Genomic DNA, 20,213 nt, shown 5'->3' with positions numbered 1-20,213 from the left:
GGTGGCGGCCTTTCCCTGCGGAGTGCTACGGCTTGTAGGGCATCGACGTCATGACGGTGAACGGCGGGGTGCGACTGCTGTCGTACCGGATGCGGGTGTCGATACCGTTCACGTCGACTCCCGTGGCGTTCAGGCCGCCCTGCTTGTACCCGGACAGCGGATCGTTCGGATCCACGGGCTGCTTGCTCACACTGCGTCCGCTGGTTTCACCGTTGGGCGCCGTTGCGTAGAACGGCTTGACGTCGCCGTCGGTCGGCGGCGGCGGACCCTTGATCCACGCCTCGATACGAGCCTTGTTCTGGTTGAGGTTGTACTCGGTCAGATCCTCCGCCCGCCGGTGGTCAGGGAAGGAGGAGGAGCTGCCGATCCCCGGCCTGCCGTGTGGCCAGGTCGGTGTTGTGCGGGCGTTCTGGTCCTGCTGGTCGCGCAGTCGCTGCGCCAGCTGCTCGTCCGTCTTGCCGACGTGCTTGTCCAGCGAGTGGCCGTCCGCCGAGTACTCGTTGGCGCCGAGGTTCAGGTCGTAGTTCCCGTTCGAGTCGATCTTCAGCCAGATCTGCGAGTCCTTGAACTCTTCCAGGGACCGCATGCCGAAGCCGTGCGCACGGGCGACGCCGGCCTCGAACTTGGGGGCGCTCAGGTACGCCTCGTCCAGCGGCGCTTTCAGCGCCTCCATGCGGGTGGTCAGGCCCCCGAGGATGCCGGTGTACGTGTCGACGATCCGGTTCAGCTTGGCCGTATCGATGTTCAGTACGGTCTTGACGTCGAACGAGAGGATCAGGCCCACCCCCTTGCCGAGGGTGGAGGTGACGGTGCCGAGGATGTCCTTGGGGTTCTTGGGCTTGGTCAGGTCTTCGGCGATCTCCTTGGCGGCCTTCAGCATGGCGCGCTCGAGCTCGTCATTGACGTCGCGGTTAAGGTCGACGGCGGCTTCCGCGTACTCGCGCAGGATGGTGGCCATATTGTCGGCCGTGTCCTTCAGCACGGACAGCACGGGCTGGCTGTTCGTGGGGAAGCGGGGCGTGCGGGGGCCGGAGTCGGTGGTGTGCGCCCACTGGTAGCCGTGCCGCGACTGTCCCCATGACGTGCCGCCCCACAGGGCGCTGCAGAAGGTCCGCATGGCGGCTTCCCAGTCGGCCTGCTGGTGGTTGGTGATGGTGCCGACGGCCTGGGTGAGCTGGTCCGCCACCACCGTCGCCGTGACGGAGACGTCCATCCAGCTGTGGCACAGGGAGTTGAGGTAGTGCTGCTGTGGGAAGGGGTGGACGTCCGCCACCCTGCCGGCGCGGAACACGTGCTTGCACAGCGGCTGGAGGAGGTCCCGGACGACTTCGGGTATGGCTTCCATCAGGCCGCGCAGGATGTCGTCGCCGCCGTCGTCGTCACCCCATTTGATGTCGGGCAGCGGGTCGAAGTTCGGGGCCCTGTCTATGACCGTGGGCCGCGGGCGTTGTTCGGCGGTCTTCCCCGGCTGGGGATGGGCTGCCGCGTCCGCCTTGGTGTACGCGTTGGCCGTCTCGGTGAACCCGACGGCGACGCCGCCGACGCTGAGCACGGAACGGCCCCAGACCTCCAGCCAGCGGTCGCCGATCTTCTTGTACGCCTGGGCGAACCTCTGGGCCTCGGTGCCGGCGCCTCCGGCGTCGGGGTACTGGCCCAGCTCGTCCAGCAGTTTGTTGGCACCGCGCACCAGGAGGTCCTGCTGCGAGGCGACCCGTCCGGAGACCGACCAGAGGTCGCTCGGCTTGACGTCGATGGAGCCGCTCCCGCCCGGCGACGGGGCGGGGGACGGCGTGGGTGAGGGCGAGGGGCCGGCCATCAGGCGCCGCTTCCCCAGCCTTCGAGTACGGACCTGTTGGCCGCGGCGTAGTTGAGGTGCCCCTTGAACACGACCTCGTGGAGCCAGGCCTGGGCGGCCTTCAGGTCGTCGGCGGAGCGGCTCCACCGGTCCAGCTCGTCGATGAAGGCCTCCCGCGCCTCGCCGTCCCAGCCCAGGACGGCTTTGGTGGCCCGCCCGTACAGCGTGTCGAGCTTGTCGTTGAGGACGCGGAGGATCTCCTCCAGGTCTCCCGAAAGGCGTTGCAGGGTCGCGAAGTCGACGGTGATCCGGTCTTCGTCCGGCATGGTGCTGATCCCCCGTGGTTCAGATGTCCAGAAGTCGGCTCGTCGGCCGGCCGGCGTCCGGCGCGGGCGCCGGTTCGGGCACGGTGAGCGAACGGGCCGCGGCGGACACGTCCTCTCCCTCCTGCGACCGCCGGAACGAGGCCAGGACCTCGAGCTCCTGCTCGGTGAAGCCGTCGCGCGAGGCGCGCATGGCCGCTTCGAGGAGGACCACCACCTTGCGGATGCGCACGGCGTCCTCGGCGACGCCACGGTGCAAGGAGCGGTACGCGGTGGCAGTAGGCCCCTGCCAGCCTGCGGCGATCTTGTCGACGACCCCGTCCATGCTGCGGATCTGCTGCTCCAGATAACGCTGCATCTCGTCGAGGTCGTTCGCCAGCCCGGTGAGGCCGTCCTCCGAGACGCCCAGATCGGCGTTCTGCATCCTGAACCCCCACCCGTCGCGCCATTCGTAAGACTGTCTCCACGTACAGGTGTTCACTTTAACGGGCGGGTTCTATGTCGACCGATGGCAGGAGTCGTGGAGGTCCGGGACAACGAAGAAGGCCCAGGTCGCTGACCTGGGCCTTCTTGGAAGAGCGGATGACGGGAATCGAACCCGCGCTATAAGCTTGGGAATCACCCGGCACTTGCATGCCTTTATGGCCGCTGACCTGGGATATCGTCCATGCGGAGCGTCGTCTGGCAGATCGCCGAAGACCTCCTGTTGACCGCTACTTACCACCGCTACTGGCACGTTGTGGCACGGCCACCGAGTCAGCGTGGCCCACGCCTTGCGCCAGGCTGCCATCACTGCCGGCTCCGGTCCTCGTTGAGGACGTCGAGGGAAGGGCAGGGCCACATGGAAAGCATCGAGCAAGCACGCGAGCGGATCACCGCACGCCGGCGTGAGCTGCTCACCGAGCTCGCGGACACCGATCGTGCTCTTGCGAGGCTTGATACCGCCGTCATCGTCTCCCCCTGGTGGAGGGCGCCCAGCGGCCCGGGGAAACGGGGCACCGCCTACCACCGCGACAACCCCGCGAAACCGTACCGGAAGTGCCTGCCCGGAAACCCCCAGCGGATTTCCCTGTACGAGGCCGGGCTGGCAGGACTGAATCCCTGTCGGGCTTGCTACTCGTGATCGCAGCCTCACCGCCACCTGAAGTCGGCGAGGCCGCGGTGAATCCGGTGCGCGTCGCAGGGCTGCGGGAGACTGGTGCCCCCTACAGAGAGGGGCACTCGGTGTCGATGGACCGACGGCCGATGGATCTTGCGGCGTACGTGGAGCGCACACGGAGCGGTCCGTGCTTCGTCTGTGCCTTCCTCGCCGGGAACCCGGGCTACTCGCACGAGACGGTATTGGAGGATGCCGATCACGTAGCGTTCCTGGACAGGTGGCCCACTGTGCCAGGCAAGGTTCTCGTTGCACCGAAGGCGCACGTCGAGCACGCCGTGCGCGACCTGGGCAAGGAGGCTTACACCCGGCTCATGCTTTTCGTCCGGGAGATCGCCCTTGCCGTCGAGGCCGTCTACGAGCCGGAGCGGACGTACCTCTACTCGCTCGGCAGCCAGCAGGGCAATGCGCATCTGCACTGGCACGTGGCCCCCCTGCCGGCCGGCATCCCGTACTCGGAGCAGCAGTTCCACGCTCTGATGACGGAGAACGGTGTCCTGCCACTTCCGCCGGACCAGGCGGCCGAGACGGCCGCACGCCTGCGCGAGGCGCTCATCGCCAGAGGGACCGCCAAGGAGGGGTAACCGCTGTTTCGGGAAGGCCAATTACCAACCCAGTGTGGAGCCGCACATGGCGCAGATCACCGAAAGCGCGTCCCGCGATGCAGGTCGGCCGGGGACGCGTGTGGTGCGGGAAGGGGCTTCCGGTCGGGGGTCTTGCGAGTCCAGGCGCGCGAGGCGCTGCAAGGGTGAGAGGTCTAGACAACGAAGAAGGCCCAGGTCGCTGACCTGGGCCTTCTTGCAAGAGCGGATGACGGGAATCGAACCCGCGCTATAAGCTTGGGAAGCAACGCCGATCGGGCTGCCGATATGACTTCTGACCTGCGGATACACCCCTTGGTGGAGCCTGTCACGAGGTTCCGTCTACGCCCTTGGTGACCCCTGTTTACCGCCCTGAAGGGCACGGATGGGGCACGCGCTCGGGGGCAGCGAGGACGAGAGGTTGTTTGGGGCTTCGCAGTCCGTGGCTTCTTGGGGACAATTGCGACCGATCGCATCGGCCTGGCAGCGCACCACCGCTCCTGAGCAGTAAGCGGCCATGATGAACTCCATCGACGTGTGGAACCCGTACGCCTCGTCGATCTCGAACAGCACCTCAGCTATGCCGGGCTTGGCGTCCGGTTTGAAGGTCGGGCGCACCATTGTGGGGAGGCGGCCCCCAGACGACGTCTCGGTCCTTCCCTGGGTGTCGGGCTACTTGCCACTAGTTCCTCTGGTCTCTTCGTGAGGGGCGTATGCAGTGGGCGTATGCCCCTCGCCGTTTCCAGGGGTGCCGCCTGAATCTCAAGAGATCGCTAAACAACGGACTCTTCGCCCTCTAGGATGCTCATCCGATGAGCGCGATGGGGGGCTTGATGACAACGCAATCATTTTCCGAAAGCAACGTGGCTGATGAGCGCGAACGGGTGCTGGACGCCGTGTTGGGGCCAGTCAGCGAGGCGTACTACGCCGAGCGCGTCCGATCAGGCAGCGGAGCGCGAGCCAGGGCGCAGGCAGCCCAGTCCACTGTCACGTTGTTCGCGGGCGGCATCGTGGCGGCGCTGACTTTCACCCAGCTCGCTAACCGGCCGTTGAGTACTCAGTTGGCAGGTGTCGGAGCGGTGGCCATGTGGTTGCTCGCTGCCGTCCTCTATCTGCGTGCAGTGGCGCAGCCGGTCGGGGCCCTGGCCGGGCCGAGCCATGCGCGCGATCGCCTGGACCTGCTCAACGCCGTGCTGAAGAGGGCTGACGACGAAGCCGCTCAGGTCGACAAGCGACAGAAGCATGCGAACTGGGTGGTCATGGGAGCGTTGGCCGTCAGCGTGTTTACGATCGGGCTCGCGGCCATCGGAGGTCCGAAGGAGGAGAAAGCCTCCGGATCGGTTGTCGTCTCGCCTGCGTACGCGCAGAGTGTCCGGGCGTTGTGTGCCAATAAGGGCGAGCGAATCAGTGGCCGGATCGACAAGGCCTCGCTCGGCACTCCATTCGTGAGCATCACGGTCGCCTCCAAGGAATGTGGTGGCAGGACGGACAAGGAAACCGAGCTGGTGATACCCAAGTCGGCCATCCAAGCAATTGCAATGGAAGGGGAATGACCACCGACATGGGTGCGGTCTTCCATCTCTTGTGCTTCACGCCGCTTGTACAACGCGAATCCGCGCTTGAGGCCGTGCGATCCGTGCACGCCAAAGGCGATCGAATAGACGGCATCTTCGTGTTGGGCTCCTGCGCCGACGAGCCACGACACGTGACGTCTTCCGAGACTGATGAATTCATCGACACGGTGATGTTGGAGTGCCTGGAGGCCGGCGCAGACGTTTTACCTCCGGTGGTGACCGTGCCGGGACGGCACGACATCCGCCAGCTTGGACCCGGCCACGGCATGCTCACCAAAGCGCTCACCCGCTATTGGGGTGACACCGAGCGAGGGCTGTGGCGGGGTGATGAGGAAGACATCGTAGAGGCCGTTCGTGATGTCTCGTTGGGTGGCTTCGTCGCGTGGTCCGAACGGCACGCGAACTTTTCGCAGTGGCGATCGGGCGTTCTGCCAGGCGAGGGATCCGTGAGGCTCGGAACGAGCCCGAGCACCCTCGGCATCGTTGTCGCGAATACCGTCTTCCGCATGGGGGTACCCGACGGCACCGCCGAACTGGCCACCTGCACCTTGGGACAACTGGACAGCGCGGTCGGTGGAGAGTACCTCCAGTGGGCCGGCGCGAACGACCTCACGTTCGTGGTTGCGGGGCACTCCGCCGTCGTCCCGGCGTCACTCACACCTGTGCTGCCGAAAACTGTGCTGATCGCTCCCGACGGGGAGTCCGCCCGGTCCGGTTCGGCTGCGCGGTGGCTGGTCACTTCTCACGGTACGACGCGCCAGCACAGGCTTCTGCGCGTGGAGATTGCGGCTGCTGGGGTGCCGAGGGTCCGTGACCTCGCGGCACCCCCCGCTGAGCAGCCGGTCCCCCTGCCGAGCATCAGGCACGCTCGAAACCGCATCGCGATGGCGCGCCAGACCACACAGGAGACATATGACGAGCAGACCGCGGTGGAGGAGTTCTACCAGCAGATCGGCACGGGGCGAATGATCCTGGTAGCCGTCTCGGGCATCCACGGCGAGAGCGGCGGCCCCATCGACACCGACACGCTCACCCGGCAGCTGACACAGGCTGTGTACGGTGTTGTGCCCGATCCAGCGCCCACCATTTCCGAGATCTGGAGCACCGCTCTCGCCGAATTGGGCTCGCGAACGGTTGACCAACACGTCGCCGAACTGCGCGGCGCGGATCAGGAGTCCACGACGGCCGCACGTCGTATCCTGCAGGCCCCTTGGTGGCGCATCTACGACTTCACGGCGACCGACATCTTCTCGTCGGTCATCGAAACCGACCTGCAGACCGCAGAGACCAACATATTCGTCAACGCCTTGGTGCGGAAACCCGCAGCTGGCAACGCTACGGTCGAGGCGGTGGCCATGCACGGCAACCCCACTGCGCCCGAAGCCCTCAACTTCACCATTCCCGCGGATGACGACCTCACGCCACGCGCTCTGTGGTTTCGCAGGCTGAAAGCGGAACTATTGACCCATCCCACGGTCTTCATGGCCGCCACCCCCAGCAGCCGGTCGCTGTGGAACGCTCTCGCCCTGACTCAGCCGCAGACCGAGGCGGAGCACTTTCCCCGTTTCCTCATCACAGGACCGGGTGCTGACGCGGACCGCGCTCGGATACGACAGGCCGGTCTGACATACATTCAGGTCCCCCCGCACGAGTTTGCCCTGCAGCAACTGCGGCCGGGACTGGAGATACTCCAGCAGGGCAAGAGACGACTGGCGGATATTCGGGTCGGTGCACGACGGGGCTCCGGAATTAAACTTGTCTCGTCCCTCGTAGACAACGCGCCGGCGGGCAGTGTGGAGTTCCTTAAGGGCCAGGACCCGACGTGGGGTGACGTCAAGGACGGCTTTGCCGTGAAGCTCTCGATCGCCGACCGCATCCGTGTCAGTGCGCAGCCAGCAGAGGACGGAAGGCACAGGGTCGTCCTGGTGGAGGGCCGGGCCGGCTCCGGCAAGACCACAGCCCTCATGCAGTATGCATACGAGCTCCATCAGGCAGGGCGAACCGTGGCCTGGATCGACCGGGAGGCAACCGATCCACTGGCGAACCTGAAGGCCCAGGCCCTCACGATGTCGGCGGACGCGATTTTCGTGGACGATGTCGACATCTTCGGACGCCTGGGTGCCTCACTACTCAGGGAGCTCAGTAACGGTGGCAGAGCGCTGGTTGTCGCGGCGATCCGTACGACCCGCTCCGACGAACTGGACGTCACCTTCCAGTCCCGGCGGGTGTCGGCGGACGAGCCCTTGAAGGACGAGGACCTGGGGCACATCGTCGACGTGCTGCACGCGCACGGACTGCCGGGGATACTCAAGCGGCAGAGACTGCGGCCCGAGAAGATCGACAAACTGCGGGAGCTGTGCGACCGCAGTCTGCTCGTAGCCATGATCCAGGTGGTCACGGGTAAGCGCTTCGAAGAGAAGGTCGCCAGTGAGTACCACGAACTGGATCCCGAGCAAGTCTCGGTCTACGCGACCGTCTGCGTCTTCGAATCCGCCATCGTCTTCAAGAAACGTGGCATCGAGCAGGAGGACCTGCTTCAGATAGTCTCCGGGCGGGGCGCCCCCAAACCATCACTGAACCGGGCGATCAACCGGCTCGTGGACAGGCGGTTTCTCACCCTTGCCCCCGACGGGACCGTACGGTGCCGTCAGCGCACCATCGCGGACACCGTGGTCGAGACGGTCCTCAAGAAGAACCCGATTCAGCTGGCCAGTGTCGTCGAGTACCTGCTGAGGTTCTACGCGCAGTACGGGGCCGACATCCGCGACAACGACGACCCCTACCGCAGGATCCTGATCCGGCTACTTAACCACTCCCTCATGGTGTCACTCCGGCTCAAGCCCACACAGGTCCGGGATATCTACAGCACTGTGCACGAATTGCTGCAGGACAACTTCCACTATTGGTTGCAGCGAGGCGAGTACGAGCTCGAACGGGGTGATCTCGGCATAGCCGAGAACCATCTGGAAACCGCCCAGGGATGTGAAGGAGGAGCGTCCGATCATTTCGTCCTCACCGCGTGGAGCGCGATACGACTGCGCCGGTCCGCGCAGAGCCCTGCCGACGGCAGCCTGCGTGACCGTGCGTTTGAGGCCATAAGTGTGCTGGAGGATGTCACACGGCTCCGTGGCGGCGCCTCTCCACACTCCTTCTCAGTGATCGCGCGACGGGGTACCGAGTGGGTAGAGGCGTGTGAGGTGTCGCTGTCCGTGGGCCAAGTCGACGACACTCTCCGTCGGATCCTTGCAGTCGTCGCGGCAGGTCGACGGTTCTGCAAGGACAACCATGAATTCATGCGCGTCGCCGATGAGTTCGAGCCAAAGTTGAACCGACTCTTGGAGCGCAACAAGGGCATTCCGCTGTAGTGCTCGACAGAGACGCCCTCGATTGCCACCAGGGGCTCGTCTCACTGCGACGGGCAGGTCGCGCGCCGCCTGCGCGCCAGTGAAGTCGCCGTTCCCGTGGCGGTGGTCGGAGGTGCGTGCTCCGGGGTGGCCCGCGCGATCGCAACCTGGCTCCTGTCCAGCCTTCTCACCGGGAATGACCGGCGTTAGTGCGAGTTACGCCCCGGTGGGCACGGTCTGGGAGTCAGGCAGCGAACCGGGCTGCCCGCTCGCGGAGTTCCTGGGCCTCCGGCACCCCGCTGTACCGCCGCAGGCGGACCCGCATGTCCTGGAGGGCGGCCTGGACCTTCACGGAGCGGATGCCGTCCGCGCAGTCGAGGAAGTCACGCCAGGTGGCCATGGCGCCGTCGACGTCGCCTTGGCGGAGGCGTACGCCGCCCAGGTCGGCCAGGACGATGGCGCGGGTGCGGCGGCGGTCGAGGCCGTGGATGTCCAGGGCGAGGTGGAGGTGTTCCTCTGCGGCGTCGAGGTCTCCGAGGCGGGAGAGGATCATGCCGGACTCGTGGGCCCAGCGGCCGGGGGAGTAGTGCGCGGCCCAGGAGTCTCCGCCTGCGGCTGCCGGCTTGCCGATGGCAGCCTCGGACATGGCGAGGTGCTTGGTGGCCATGCGGCGGTCGTCGTCCTGTGCGGCGGCGTTGGCGAGGGTGGCTTCGTAGTAGGCGACGGCGCGTGGGTTGTCGAGGTTGCGTCCGTACTCCACGCAGGCTTCGCCGAGCTGGACGGCCTCGGCCCGGTAGCCGAGGTCGACGCACTGGACGGCGAGGCCTCGGAGTGCTGTGGCGGACAGCTCGGGGTCGCCGGCTTCGGCGGCCAGGCGGAAGGAGTGTGCGTAGTAGCGCTGGGCGAGCCCGCGCAGTTCGGGGGTGTCGCCTTCGTCCTGGGCCATCCAGCCGGCGAGGTGGACGAGCTGGGAGGTGGCGGCGAACAGGTCCCGGCCCGTGGCCTCCGTGAAGCGCCCTTCGAGCCAGGGGGCGACGTCCTGGGTGAGGTATCGGACGGCCAGGTGGCGGGCGTGGCCGCCGCCGAGTTCGGAGGCCGAGTCGCCGAGGGACTTCACCATGTGGCGCACGGCTGCGACCTCGCCTTGGCCGACTCGAACGGCGCCAGCGGAAGCGGTCTTGGTCCGGCGGGTGATGCTGTCCATGTCGGGCAGGCCGAGTGCGGACAGCGCGTATCCGCTGGAGGCGAGGATGAACTCCCGACGTTCCACGTCGCTCCTTCCCAGGTGCAGGACTGATGCAACGGTATCCGCGTGGGGTGCCGCAGGCATGGGCTCCGGAAGGTTGATCGCCTCGGGGGCCAACCCCAGCACCTGCGCGATGTAGGGCCACCAGTGGTCGGGAGTCCGCTCTCCCTCGATCCAGCGCCGGGCGTGCTGGCGCTGCAGGCGCCTCGGATCACCGCTTTCCGCCAGGCCAAGGGCGCGCGCCAACTCGGAGGGTCCCCAACCTCGTTCCTGGCACGCCTGCTTGATCAGATCCGCGACGGCCGGGTTCCTCGGCACCCCGTCACCCTCCCCACCTGGATTACGCGGGATTACGCAGGACTACATCCTGAGCCCTGTCCCGCGAGGGCGGACCGCCGTTGACTGAACATCACCCCGCAGATCTCCGAATGGCTCGAACAGTCACTGTTCAGGGCCTGTTGGCGCCTGCCCGGACCGGTGAGAGGAACTGATGGTGGCGATGACCGCTGACAGCGCACGGACCCGTACGATCCCGCCCTCCCAAGTGGTCGGCGCCGCTCGGCACCCCGCCGTCCGAGAGGCGGGACGGTGAGCCGGGCTCCGTTATCCGACCCGCTGGGGACGGTCCTGAGCTGGGTGTGGGCGCTCGGCACGGCTGCCGGCCTCGCGGTGGTCGGAGTCATGGCCCAGGCCGAGTACGCCTCCGCGCAGGCGCCGTTGGCGCATCCGGCGCTCAGCGCCGACGACGTCCCTCCGGCCGACAGCGCCGGATAGACCCTCCGGCCCCGGCCTGTCCTCCCCGGCCGGGGCCGGAGCCCAGCCGCTCTCCCGCCGGCACGCAGGCCCTTCGGACTGCCTAGTCGGCGTACGTGCTCTGCATCACCAGTGAAGGGAAGCCGATGTCCAGCCAGCACAGCAGCGACGCGCACCCCCTCCTCACGTCGGTCGCGTTCAGCGGTCCCGACAACACGGGGAAGACCAAGCAGATCGGAATCCTCGCCCGGCGCATGGGCCCGGCCGCCACGTCCGCGGGCCCGCTCGACCACTACGACCCGCGCTGGGGGACGATCAAGGCCGAGGGAATGGCCCGCTGGTGGTTCGAGACCGGTGCGGTTCAGGAGGTCGCCGACGTCCTTGCCACCTCCTACCTGGAGCGCTCCCGGCACCCGTTCTCCGCGCCGGTACGCCTGCTGGACCGGGGCATCCCCATGCTGGAGGCATCCGTCGCCGCGACGGTCGCCGTACGGGAGGACCTCGGCCCCGCCGAGGCCGCCGACCGTGCCCGGCTTCTCCTGGCTCCGTACGAAGCCGATCTGCGGGCCGCTGAGGAGAGCGAGTACGCCCTCGTCCTCCTGCACTGCGACGACCCCGAGGAAGGCACCCGCCGGAGCCTCGCCCACGAGGTGACCGTCACCGACGCCTACGCGGCCTACCAGCGCCACCTGCACGAGCAGATCGGCCGGCTCGTCGCCGACGGCCGCTTCCCGATGTCGATCCGCATCGGTGACCGGCCGACCCTCGCCATCCAGGACGAAGTCCGCCAGCTCCTGGCGCCCCTGCACCCGAACGTGCCCAGCCGTGCCCTGTCCGGCGTACACGTCACCGCGCTGGGCGGCATGTCCGAGAGCGGCAAGAGCACAGCCGGCGAGTACCTGCGCACCCACCACGGCCACGCCCGCCTCAAGATCGGTCACCTCATCGAGGACGCGGCCGGCCGGGCCGGCATCCCCGACCCCTACCGGCTGGGCTCGGTCGTGCAGGCCGAGCTGATCGTGGACGCGCTGGACCGCTACTGCCAGGCCCACCACTTCCTCGACTCCGTCACCATCGAGTCGCTGCACGACTTCGACTCCACCGCCGAACTCGCCCGGATGCTCGGAACCCAGCTCACCATCGCCTACCTGGAGGCCTCCGAGGCCACGCGCACACGGCGGGGCCTCGCCGGGGCCCAGGACGTCGCCGACCGTGACGTCGTCAAGAGCGCACGAGGCGCGGACAAGATCGCCTCCATTGCCCACGAGGTCATCGGCAACGACGGGCCGCGGCTGGAACTGGAACGCCGCCTGGACCGCATCGCGCTCGACCGCCGCTGGCCGGAGCACCAGCCCAGCACCATGCCGGTCAACGCCCTCGGACTCCCCGTGCACCTGGAGTCGTACCTGGCCGCGTTCCTCGACCGCACCACCGGAGCGCGTCCACTGATCGACCTGCTGGCCGTCACTGGCAGCGGCGCCCGGGGCAAGTACCAGCACGGCTGGAGCGACCTCGACGTGTTCGTCGTAGCCGATGCTTCCTCCCTCGACGGGATGCGTCAGATCCTCGCGGAGCTGGAGGCCGAACTCGGCGGGGTGAAGCTCGGCCTGACCGTGCTGACCCGAGCCGAGTGCAGGGCCGGCGCCGTGACCTCTCGGCTCCTCCATGTCCTCGCGCTCATCGGCAGCGGGGCCCTGGTCCCGCTGTGGTCCGCCCCCGGCCTGACTCTGCCCGCCCCGGACGCCGCCACCGACGTGGACGTGAGCCTCCGCGACGGGATCCAGGCAGCCGTAGAAATCCGACGCCAGCTCCTCAAGGGGGCACCCGACCTCCGCGACCTCTACAAGGTCACCGCGCTGCTCGCGAAGATCCAGCTCCGCTTCACCGGGATCGAGTGCCCCTCCGACGGCGACGCCCTCACGGTGCTCCTCGACGCCAAGCGGCAGGACACGAACATGGTCACCACCGCCCGTACCGATCGCTCGGCCGCCGAAGCGCTCGCGGCCATGGTCCTCCAGACCTGGTTGGACACCCTGCCGGGGACGGCGCGGTGAGCGCGGCCGGCCGGCTGCCCCTGGCCCCAGCGGCCACCTTCCACAAGGCGGCGGCAAGCCGCGAGCAGGGTGCCACCGAGGCGAAGGGATGGGCACAGCTCGCTCCCCGCATCGAGGTCCCGGCCCTTCACGGACAGATCTTTCTTCCGGACAGGCAGCTCCTCGCCTACGAGGACGTCTTCGCCACCGGCCGGTGCGAGCTGCTGATGGGTGACGTCATTGCCCTGGCCGACCGGGACCCGGCTGAGCGACCCCGCCTGAACCACTTGGTGGACGGCGTCTGCGCCGACCTGCGGGCGGCGGCCGAGGAGACCGGGAAGCGCGTGCCGCTGGCCGACTGCGTTCCGGACCTCTACCTCGACCGGATCCGCCCCGGAGGCCGGCTGGACCGCTGGCACCTGCGCCGCGACCTACCGATCGCCCTGCCCCACACCGAAACGACCCTCACCCTCCGGGAGCTGGCCGACTTCACCCTCACCGCCAACGGCAGGCAGCTGACGCTCAACGCCGCCGACATCATCGACAGCCTCCGCCACGCCTTGGCCCCCGACCGCCGCTGGCTGGCCGGTCTGACACAGGGCGACCCGACGGAGCCCAACGTCGCCGATCCGCTGTGCTGGCTCGACTTCGAGTTCGCCGGCCGCAACACCGCTGTCGGCGAAGCCGCCAACCTGCTCTGGTACTTGATGGCCCTGGGCGGCTGGCTCGTCCCCGACTACCAACCCGATGTGTACGCCCGCACCCTCCGCCTCGCCCTTCCGCCACAGACCCGCCCCCGCATCGAACACCTGGAACTCAACCAGCGCAGCCGGCACATCGATGTCCGGTACTCCTGGAACACCGGCCCCGGCCGCAGTGCGGCCATCATCCGGGCCCTGGACGGTCTCCGGGGAGAGGGCGGCACCGCCCTGGAGGAGATCCACGCCTTCCTCGCCCTCCGCATCCTCGGCGTCATTCCGGCAGCCCGGCTGACCGGACATGACCTCCTGCTCGTGCTGATCAAGCTCGCCGAAAGCCAGGACCCGCTCACGACCCTCGACGCGTTCTTCACCACCACAGGCACCTCACCCCAACCCCGGTGAACGGAGCAGCCATGTCCCTGCCCCTGCTTGAGATCCCCCTGCAGGCCCGGCCGCTCCAGGGCCGAAACGCCCTGGTGACCGGCGGTGCCACCGGCATCGGCGCCGAGATCGGTCGGGCCCTCGCCGCCGCCGGAGCCACTGTCGCCGTCAACCACCTCGGCCAGGACGCCGACGCCCATGCCCTCCTCGGCGCCTTCGAGCGCGACGGAAGCCCCGGCATCGCGGTGAACGCCGACCTGACCGACCCCACCGCCGTACAGACCATGGCCGACCTCGTCCGCGCCGAGATCGGCCCCGTGGACATCCTCGTCAACAACGCCGGCTCCTACCCCCGCGTCCCCTGGCAGGACACCGACGAAGCCGCCTGGAACTACTCCCTCGACGTGAACCTCACCGCCCACTACCGCACCTGTCACGCCCTGACCCCCGGCATGATCGAACGCCGCTGGGGCCGGATCGTGAACATCGGCAGCGTCAACGCCCGAGCCGGCCGCACCAACCTCGTCGCCTACAGCACCGCCAAGGCGGGCCTGCTGGGCCTGACCCGTTCCCTGGCCCGCGAGCTCGGCCCGTACGGCATCTGCGTCAACACCGTCCTGCCCGGCGCCATCGAGGTGGAAGCCGAGACCGCCATCCCCGCCCATCACCGGGCCCGCCCGGAAGACCAGATCAACCGCCAGTGCGTCCCGCGACGCGGACGCCCCGAAGACGTGGCGGCCCTGGTGGCGTTCCTCGTCGGCCCGTCCGCGTCGTTCATCACTGGGCAATCCGTCCACGTCGACGGCGGCTGGCTGCTGCACTGAGACGCCAACAAGCAAGGAGACAGACCGAAATGAAGGAACGAGTCCGAGCCGTTCTCGTCACCGCGGACGACACGATGCTGGTCATCCGCCGCACCAAGCCCGGAATCCCCGTGTACTGGGTGCTACCCGGCGGCGGGGTCGAGGAGAGCGACGAGTCCCGGGAGGCCGCTCTCCACCGGGAGATCCATGAGGAGATCGCGGGGAAGGCCGACATCGTCCGCCTCCTGCACACGATGGAGTCCGATGAGGAGCGTCAGCTCTTCTACCTCGCCCGCATCGCGACGTGGTCCTTCGAGGACCGCACCGGCCCCGAGTTCAGCGCCGAGGGACGTGGCGAATACGCGCTGGAGGAGATCCCGCTGACCGTGGAGGGGCTGGACGGCATCGACCTCAAGCCGGAGGAGATTGCCCACGTCCTGCGGGACGCCATTGGTGCCGACACGCTCGGGGCCGGAGTCGGGGTCTAGCCGTACGACCATGCGGACATGCCACCGGGGCCAACGCTGAGTTGCGTTGGCCCCGGTGACATCGACGGATACGTCCTGTTCCTTCAGGGAACATTCCGACCGTTCCTTCGGGGAACACGTGCTGTGTTCCCCGAAGGAACATGCCAGCCTTCGGGCTACCGCCTGCTTCGACGGGGTGGTTGTTGTAGCGAGGGACTGAGGGCAGTTGCGCTCGAACCTAGGCGGGCGGTGCTCGCGGTATCGGGGTGAGCGGGACTTTCACCTGCTACGCCGACGTGGCGTTGCAGCCTCCAGGTCAGGATGTTGCTGATCGAGGTTGCGGTGTCGAGTTCTTGTCGTCGGGTGACTTCGGTGAGTAGGACGGTCGGGTCGTGGCCGGCCTTCTGTACGTCGGTGAGGGTGGCGGCCAAGGCGGGCCAGCTGGGCTCGGTGAGGATCTGCTCGGCCAGGTCGGGGAGAGCTTGGCGGACGAGGGCGGCCTGTTGCTGCTGCACCGTGATGGTCAGGCGGAGGCCCCGCTGGTGGATCACGGTCAGGGGCTGGATGGCAACGGCTTGGTAGACGGCGTGCAGGTGTCTGGCTGCTTGGCGGACGGCTTCTGCTTGCTGGTCGTGGTGGCGGGTGTGGTGCCAGTGCTGGGCTGCAACGACTGCCAGGAGGAGGGCGTCGAGGAGGATCGCGAGGAGGGCTCCGTCCTTTGGTGCGGGTTCGCGAACGATCGCCTTGATTGCGCGTCGTGTGGCCTGGGCCTGCTGGTGGCGGGCGCGGATCCGGGAGCGGCTGGCCCGCTCGAAGGCGGTGGCTGCCTGGGCCAGCTGCGGCTTGTAGCTGGCGGGGACGATGAAGGGGAGGGCGTCGAGGGTTTCGGCGAGCACGGTGATGTGCGCCTGCCCTACGGCGTCGTCGGCCTGGTCGAGAACGTCCGGGATCTGGGCTGCGGCGTTGGCGACCTGCTGCCATGCCGAACGTCGGCGGCCGGAGTGCCAGCTTGTGGGTGCAGGGTCGGTGGTTGCGAGGCGTTCGCTGATCTTGGGGTAGGAGAGGTCGGGGCCGAGGGTGGAACCTGAGAACCACACGGGTTCGCCCTTGGCGTTGGTGTCGTTGGGGAGGGCGACTTTGTAGCCGCGGATGTCGCCGGAGGGGAAGTGCTGGATGTCCACGAGCACCTTGGCGCCGCGGAGAATGGTGAAGAACTCCTCGGTGCTGGTGGCTGCCGCCGCAGCGGTGCGGACGTTGGTGCGCAGGCGCTCGCGGGGGGTGGTGGCGTTTCCGGTGCGGCGGGCTTTTTCCTGCTCGGCGCGGGTGGGGCGTTTGGCAGCGGTGCGGTCGCCACGGACGACCTGGTGCAGGCCGTACTCCTTCTCGATGGCGGCGCATTCCTTGTCGGCGTGCAGGTAGTCGTTCCAGTTCCGGGGCTCGCGGAGGTCGCCCCGGACCTTGGTGGCGACGATGTGGATGTGGTCCTCTGCGTGGCGGACGGCGACCCAGCGGCAGGCGTCGGGGTCGCCGGCGGGGGCGATGCCGGTGGCGTTGAGGATCCGTCGGGCGGTCGTCGCCCACTGCTCGTCGGTGAGGGCCGGGTCTTCGGGTGCCGTTCGTACCGAGCAGTGCCACACGTGCTTGGCGGGTGCACGGTCGCCTGCCTGTTTCACGCGCAGGTCGAGGACGGTGGCGAGCTGGGCGAGTGTGGCGGTCTCGTCGCGGCCGGGGTCGGGGGTGAAGTCGTCCCACGAGGCGACCAGGTGGGGGTCGGTGTGCTCGTTGGCGCGGCCGGGCCCGTAGAGGTAGCGCAGGACGCCGTGGGTGTCGGCGCCCGCCTTGCCGATCTTCGTGATCAATCAGGCCGCCGCCTTCGATGTGGCTGCGTGGTCCGCCGCCACATCGATCGATGTGGCGGCGTCACGGGCCAGGCCGAGGATGCGTCCGGCTTCCACGAGGAGAGCTGTGTCCCCAGGGTGTGGACGGCCGCCGGAGTTCAGCTTGGCGGTGATCTGGTTGATGTTCTTGCCGATGGCGGCGACCTGGAACCGCAAGGTGGCGAGCTCGTCGATCAGGTCGTCGTGGAAGGTCCGCTGGCCGGGCAGTACAAGATCACCGGCAAGGTGGGCCATGACGACGGCGCCGACGTAGTGTGCGCCGGCCAGGTTCAGGCGGCGGGCTTCGGCGAGGATCTCGGTGTGCTCGTCGGCGCTGTAACGGACATCGACACGCAGCTTGCGCTGCGCTTTCTGGCGGGCGCGGCGGCGGGCGACCCGGTACAGCGCGGCCTCGTCGGTGGCCCGTACGACGACGGGCGGGCCGGCGTCGGCGGCACCGGCCACCTCCTGCCCCGGTGCGCCCTCGCGCCGGGGTTCTGCCTCCGCCACCCCCGGGGCGGAGGCTGTGTTGGACCGGCCCTTGGACGGTCCAACGCCATACCTTGCTGCCTGGTCTGGGGCTGGGGTGCGGGTCTCATGCTGCTGGTGGACGGTGGGGCCGGGGATGTGTCGGTCGGGCATGCCGGGCCTTTCCTCGAAAGGTGGGGTTGCTTCAGCGAGCGGAGTGGGGGGAGGTGCCTGTGCCCACCCGCAGCGTCGGTGCGGGTGGGTAGGCCGGATCACTGGACGGCGGCGGCGTTCAGGTCCAGCTCGGCCTGGATGATGTCTTTGGCCTTCTCGGCAAGGTCCTTGTTGATGGTGAAGCCCTTGTCGCGGACGGCGTCCTCGATGCGACGGCGGGAGGCGTTGCCGGCCCGGCCATGCTGAGCAGTGCGGCCTATCTCGACGGCCTGCTCCAAGGTGGCGCTGGGCTTGATTCCCGCGCGCTTGGTCGGGGTGTCGATTTCCGCCTCTTGTTTCCGCGCGGGATCGGCCCCATCCAGGCCCGCCGCCAAGGGGGTTGGCGCAGCGGAGGCGGGTGCCGGCGCCTGGCGAGGTTCGGGCACGGCGGCGGACTTGTGGCGCGTGAGGGCTTGCGTGTCCGCGGTGTTGTGGCGGGTGGCGGGTTGGCGTTGGACGAGCAGGTAGAAGTGGACCGCGCCTGCCAGTGCGAGCGGGGCGATGGCGGAGATGGCGCCGACGGTGATGTCGTCCAGTGGGAGCCCGGTGTGGCGGGCTTGCTGGTTGAGGCGGATCGCGTGGAGCACGTTGGCCCAGATGCTGGTGGCGGTGGCGAGTGCGACCAGCGTGGCCACATAGAGGCGGGCGCGCAGGGGTCCGGCGTGCAGGACCAGGAGCGCGCCGATGCCCAGGGCGATGAAGCCGTCCACGAGGAGGGGAAAAATGTAGGTGAGGGCTGGGTGGACGTGGCTGGCGGCGGCCATCTGGCGCAGGGCGTCGTAGGACAGTGCGAAGGCACCGAGGGACATGAGGGCGACCCCGGTACGGATCGCCAGGGCCAGTCGGGGGCGAGCCGGGGATGGGGTGGGGGAGGACGAGATGGCGTGCGAGGGCAAGCGTGAAGCTCCAGGGAGGGGTGGCGGGGTTCGCAGGGGTGGTGGCCGTGATGGGTGTGGACTCGTCCCACTCGTCCCCGTGCTGGTCAGGGCAGGTACGGGTGATCGCATGATGTCGAGTCGACTCGTTGCACGGGTCGGAGACCGTGCGCGGGGGCGGTAGGCGAGACGAGTTGGTACGAGTCGGTACGGGTGCCCACCGGTCCCATCACGAGGACCGGTGGGCGGGCAGGTGCGGGCCTTGCCTGGGGCGGTGTGGCGAGGTGAGCGGCCTGCTGATGTCGAGTCGACTCGTTGCGGCGCCTTGACTCGTCCCAGTGCTGACCTGCGCGGGGACGAGTGGGACGGGACGCGGAGGGTCAGGCGCCGGTAGCGGGCTGGGCCTCGGCTGCAGGCTTGTCCGGCGGGCAGTACCGGCTCCAGGCATCCGCGAACTGCGTCGGAGTGAAGCCCTTGGCCTGGTTCCCGTCCGGGAAGCGGCGGTTGGCCGAGCGGATGCCGTAGTCGTCGAGCAGGATCTGCAGGCCGCGCGGGGTGAGTCCCCTGGGGCTGTGCTCGGACCACGGCGCCTCAGGGTCGGCGTTGAGCAGGTCCAGCAGGCGGCTGGTCCGCAGAGCCGGCGGATTGCCTTCGCTCGCGAAGGCGAGGCGGATGTCCGTGAGGATGCGGATCTTCAGTCCCCCGTCCTCGTCGCGACCGGACTCGTAGTCCGTCATCACCTTGCACGCGGCACGGGCCATCCTGGGCCATTCGCCGCCCGCGAGGTCGGCGACACTGATCAGCGGCTCCCAGGTGTCCGCCGCGCGGTCTTCGACAGGAAGCTTGGGTACAAGGGCCCTGGCCTCGTCATGCAGGCTGCCGAGCCAGCCCACCAGCCGCTCGCGAAGTTCCTGGACCATCAAGTCGTCCCGGCCGTATCGCCAAGGAGTTGCCTCCTCGTTTTCGGTACGGCGGCGCATACGGATGACCACGGACCGGTCCATGATCGTGTCGGGCAGGTCTCCGATGCCGGCTAGGGCGGCCATGGCGTAGGTGGAGAACTGCTGTACCTCGTGGTTGGGGCCGGACACCCGCAGGGTGGGCCGGTTGCGCATGTGGCCCGCGTTGAGGAGGCCACGCATCTCCTCGTTCTTCTCGGCGACCTTCGCCGACCCGAAGATCGTGTCGACCTCGTCCACCATCAGGGTCGGCGGGTTGCCACCGTCGATCGAGCGGAAGATCGCCGCAGCTGAAGCGCTGACAGTGATCAGCGGATCGTGCACGGACGCGTGGAGGACTTCCAGCAGCCGCGACTTCCCGCACTTCTTCGCCGGCCCGACCACCGCCAGGCGCGGTGCGTGTTGCCACGCCGTCTGCAAGTGGGTCGCAGCTGCCCACAGGGTGGTGGCGGTCAGTGCTTCTTCGCTCGGCATGACCACGTAGCGGCGGATCGTGGCTCGAAGCTCGTTCAAGAGTTGCTCCCCGATCGGTGCCTCGCCAGGATGCTGCGGGTCCATCGGTGGATCGCTCGGACGGCCAGGTACAGCGACGGGCGGCCATATTGCCTTTGCCGGTGTCTCATCGATGGCAGGGGGCGTCGGCTTCAAGAGGGCGGCTCCTTTG

Annotated in this window: 16 protein-coding genes; 8 read left to right on the top strand and 8 right to left on the bottom strand. The window is 68.2% G+C overall.

Translation table 11 applies throughout. From position 1 onward, the window contains the following. Nucleotides 1–25 precede the first annotated feature (25 nt). From MTF69_RS04085 to MTF69_RS04075, 3 genes are read right to left on the bottom strand one after another with little or no spacing between them, the layout of a single operon-like run. Complete coding sequence (locus tag MTF69_RS04085) at nt 26–1,816, bottom strand: RNase A-like domain-containing protein (RefSeq protein ID WP_243330756.1); 1,791 nt, start codon at nt 1,814–1,816, stop codon at nt 26–28. Next, nucleotides 1,816–2,121, bottom strand: coding sequence for a WXG100 family type VII secretion target (locus tag MTF69_RS04080; RefSeq protein ID WP_243330754.1), 306 nt, complete (start codon nt 2,119–2,121; stop codon nt 1,816–1,818). Before MTF69_RS04080 ends, MTF69_RS04085 begins: the two co-directional genes overlap by 1 nt. Before the next feature lie 19 nt (nt 2,122–2,140). Continuing rightward, complete coding sequence (locus MTF69_RS04075) at nt 2,141–2,542, bottom strand: WXG100 family type VII secretion target (protein WP_243330753.1); 402 nt, start codon at nt 2,540–2,542, stop codon at nt 2,141–2,143. 806 nt (nt 2,543–3,348) lie between these two features. Here MTF69_RS04075 and MTF69_RS04070 point away from each other — a divergent pair. The 3 genes from MTF69_RS04070 to MTF69_RS04060 all read left to right on the top strand — a co-directional run bounded on the left by MTF69_RS04070 (nt 3,349) and on the right by MTF69_RS04060 (nt 8,794). Further along, nucleotides 3,349–3,858, top strand: a complete 510-nt coding sequence (locus MTF69_RS04070) for an HIT family protein (RefSeq protein ID WP_308401366.1) — start codon at nt 3,349–3,351, stop codon at nt 3,856–3,858. A gap of 809 nt (nt 3,859–4,667) precedes the next feature. After that, nucleotides 4,668–5,408: a hypothetical protein gene (locus MTF69_RS04065; RefSeq protein WP_243330749.1), complete on the top strand. Its 741-nt coding sequence runs from the start codon at nt 4,668–4,670 to the stop codon at nt 5,406–5,408. Beyond that, nucleotides 5,405–8,794 carry a hypothetical protein gene (locus MTF69_RS04060; protein WP_243330747.1) on the top strand — a complete coding sequence of 1,130 codons (3,390 nt, stop codon included), beginning with the start codon at nt 5,405–5,407 and terminating at the stop codon, nt 8,792–8,794. The genes MTF69_RS04065 and MTF69_RS04060 overlap by 4 nt, the downstream gene beginning before the upstream one ends. 223 nt (nt 8,795–9,017) lie before the next feature. Here MTF69_RS04060 and MTF69_RS04055 read toward each other — a convergent pair whose 3' ends face one another. Next, on the bottom strand, nt 9,018–10,043 hold the full coding sequence (locus MTF69_RS04055) for a tetratricopeptide repeat protein (RefSeq protein WP_243330745.1): 1,026 nt from the start codon (nt 10,041–10,043) through the stop codon (nt 9,018–9,020). 564 nt (nt 10,044–10,607) lie between these two features. Between MTF69_RS04055 and MTF69_RS04050 the strand changes: the two genes are divergently transcribed. The 5 genes from MTF69_RS04050 (at nt 10,608) to MTF69_RS04030 (ending at nt 15,178) form a co-directional block, all read left to right on the top strand. After that, nucleotides 10,608–10,793: a hypothetical protein gene (locus tag MTF69_RS04050; protein WP_243330744.1), complete on the top strand. Its 186-nt coding sequence runs from the start codon at nt 10,608–10,610 to the stop codon at nt 10,791–10,793. Nucleotides 10,794–10,918: 125 nt separating this feature from the next. Next, the gene (locus MTF69_RS04045; protein ID WP_243330741.1) at nt 10,919–12,826 is read left to right on the top strand and encodes a nucleotidyltransferase domain-containing protein; all 1,908 of its coding nucleotides are present in this window, start codon (nt 10,919–10,921) and stop codon (nt 12,824–12,826) included. After that, nucleotides 12,823–13,908 (top strand): hypothetical protein, encoded by a 1,086-nt coding sequence (locus tag MTF69_RS04040; RefSeq protein WP_243330739.1) that lies wholly within the window; start codon nt 12,823–12,825, stop codon nt 13,906–13,908. The genes MTF69_RS04045 and MTF69_RS04040 overlap by 4 nt, the downstream gene beginning before the upstream one ends. Before the next feature lie 11 nt (nt 13,909–13,919). Further along, complete coding sequence (locus MTF69_RS04035; RefSeq protein WP_243330737.1) at nt 13,920–14,711, top strand: SDR family NAD(P)-dependent oxidoreductase; 792 nt, start codon at nt 13,920–13,922, stop codon at nt 14,709–14,711. Nucleotides 14,712–14,740: 29 nt separating this feature from the next. Further along, nucleotides 14,741–15,178, top strand: coding sequence for an NUDIX domain-containing protein (locus MTF69_RS04030; RefSeq protein ID WP_243330735.1), 438 nt, complete (start codon nt 14,741–14,743; stop codon nt 15,176–15,178). A 155-nt stretch (nt 15,179–15,333) separates the two neighbouring features. Here MTF69_RS04030 and MTF69_RS04025 read toward each other — a convergent pair whose 3' ends face one another. From MTF69_RS04025 to MTF69_RS04010, 4 genes are all read right to left on the bottom strand, one after another. Continuing rightward, on the bottom strand, nt 15,334–17,016 hold the full coding sequence (locus MTF69_RS04025) for a relaxase/mobilization nuclease domain-containing protein (protein ID WP_243330733.1): 1,683 nt from the start codon (nt 17,014–17,016) through the stop codon (nt 15,334–15,336). Beyond that, complete coding sequence (locus MTF69_RS04020; RefSeq protein WP_243330732.1) at nt 17,017–17,544, bottom strand: plasmid mobilization relaxosome protein MobC; 528 nt, start codon at nt 17,542–17,544, stop codon at nt 17,017–17,019. A 230-nt stretch (nt 17,545–17,774) separates the two neighbouring features. Continuing rightward, nucleotides 17,775–18,611, bottom strand: a complete 837-nt coding sequence (locus tag MTF69_RS04015; protein ID WP_243330730.1) for a DUF2637 domain-containing protein — start codon at nt 18,609–18,611, stop codon at nt 17,775–17,777. A 359-nt stretch (nt 18,612–18,970) separates the two neighbouring features. Continuing rightward, entirely contained in the window at nt 18,971–20,062 is a 1,092-nt protein-coding gene (locus tag MTF69_RS04010; protein WP_374322032.1) for a DUF3631 domain-containing protein, read from the bottom strand. Nucleotides 20,063–20,213: the final 151 nt, after the last annotated feature.

Source organism: Streptomyces sp. AP-93 (assembly GCF_022808175.1).
Classification (GTDB): Bacteria; Actinomycetota; Actinomycetes; order Streptomycetales; family Streptomycetaceae; genus Streptomyces.
This window is presented reverse-complemented; position numbering and strand designations above follow the sequence as displayed.

Coding starts and splice junctions, on each gene's coding strand:
- MTF69_RS04035 (WP_243330737.1), top strand. CDS start 13,920: ATGTCCCTGCCCCTGCTTGAGATCCCCCTGCAGGCCCGGCCGCTCCAG.
- MTF69_RS04085 (WP_243330756.1), bottom strand. CDS start 1,816: ATGGCCGGCCCCTCGCCCTCACCCACGCCGTCCCCCGCCCCGTCGCCG.
- MTF69_RS04075 (WP_243330753.1), bottom strand. CDS start 2,542: ATGCAGAACGCCGATCTGGGCGTCTCGGAGGACGGCCTCACCGGGCTG.
- MTF69_RS04060 (WP_243330747.1), top strand. CDS start 5,405: ATGACCACCGACATGGGTGCGGTCTTCCATCTCTTGTGCTTCACGCCG.
- MTF69_RS04045 (WP_243330741.1), top strand. CDS start 10,919: ATGTCCAGCCAGCACAGCAGCGACGCGCACCCCCTCCTCACGTCGGTC.
- MTF69_RS04070 (WP_308401366.1), top strand. CDS start 3,349: ATGGACCGACGGCCGATGGATCTTGCGGCGTACGTGGAGCGCACACGG.
- MTF69_RS04080 (WP_243330754.1), bottom strand. CDS start 2,121: ATGCCGGACGAAGACCGGATCACCGTCGACTTCGCGACCCTGCAACGC.
- MTF69_RS04065 (WP_243330749.1), top strand. CDS start 4,668: ATGAGCGCGATGGGGGGCTTGATGACAACGCAATCATTTTCCGAAAGC.
- MTF69_RS04030 (WP_243330735.1), top strand. CDS start 14,741: ATGAAGGAACGAGTCCGAGCCGTTCTCGTCACCGCGGACGACACGATG.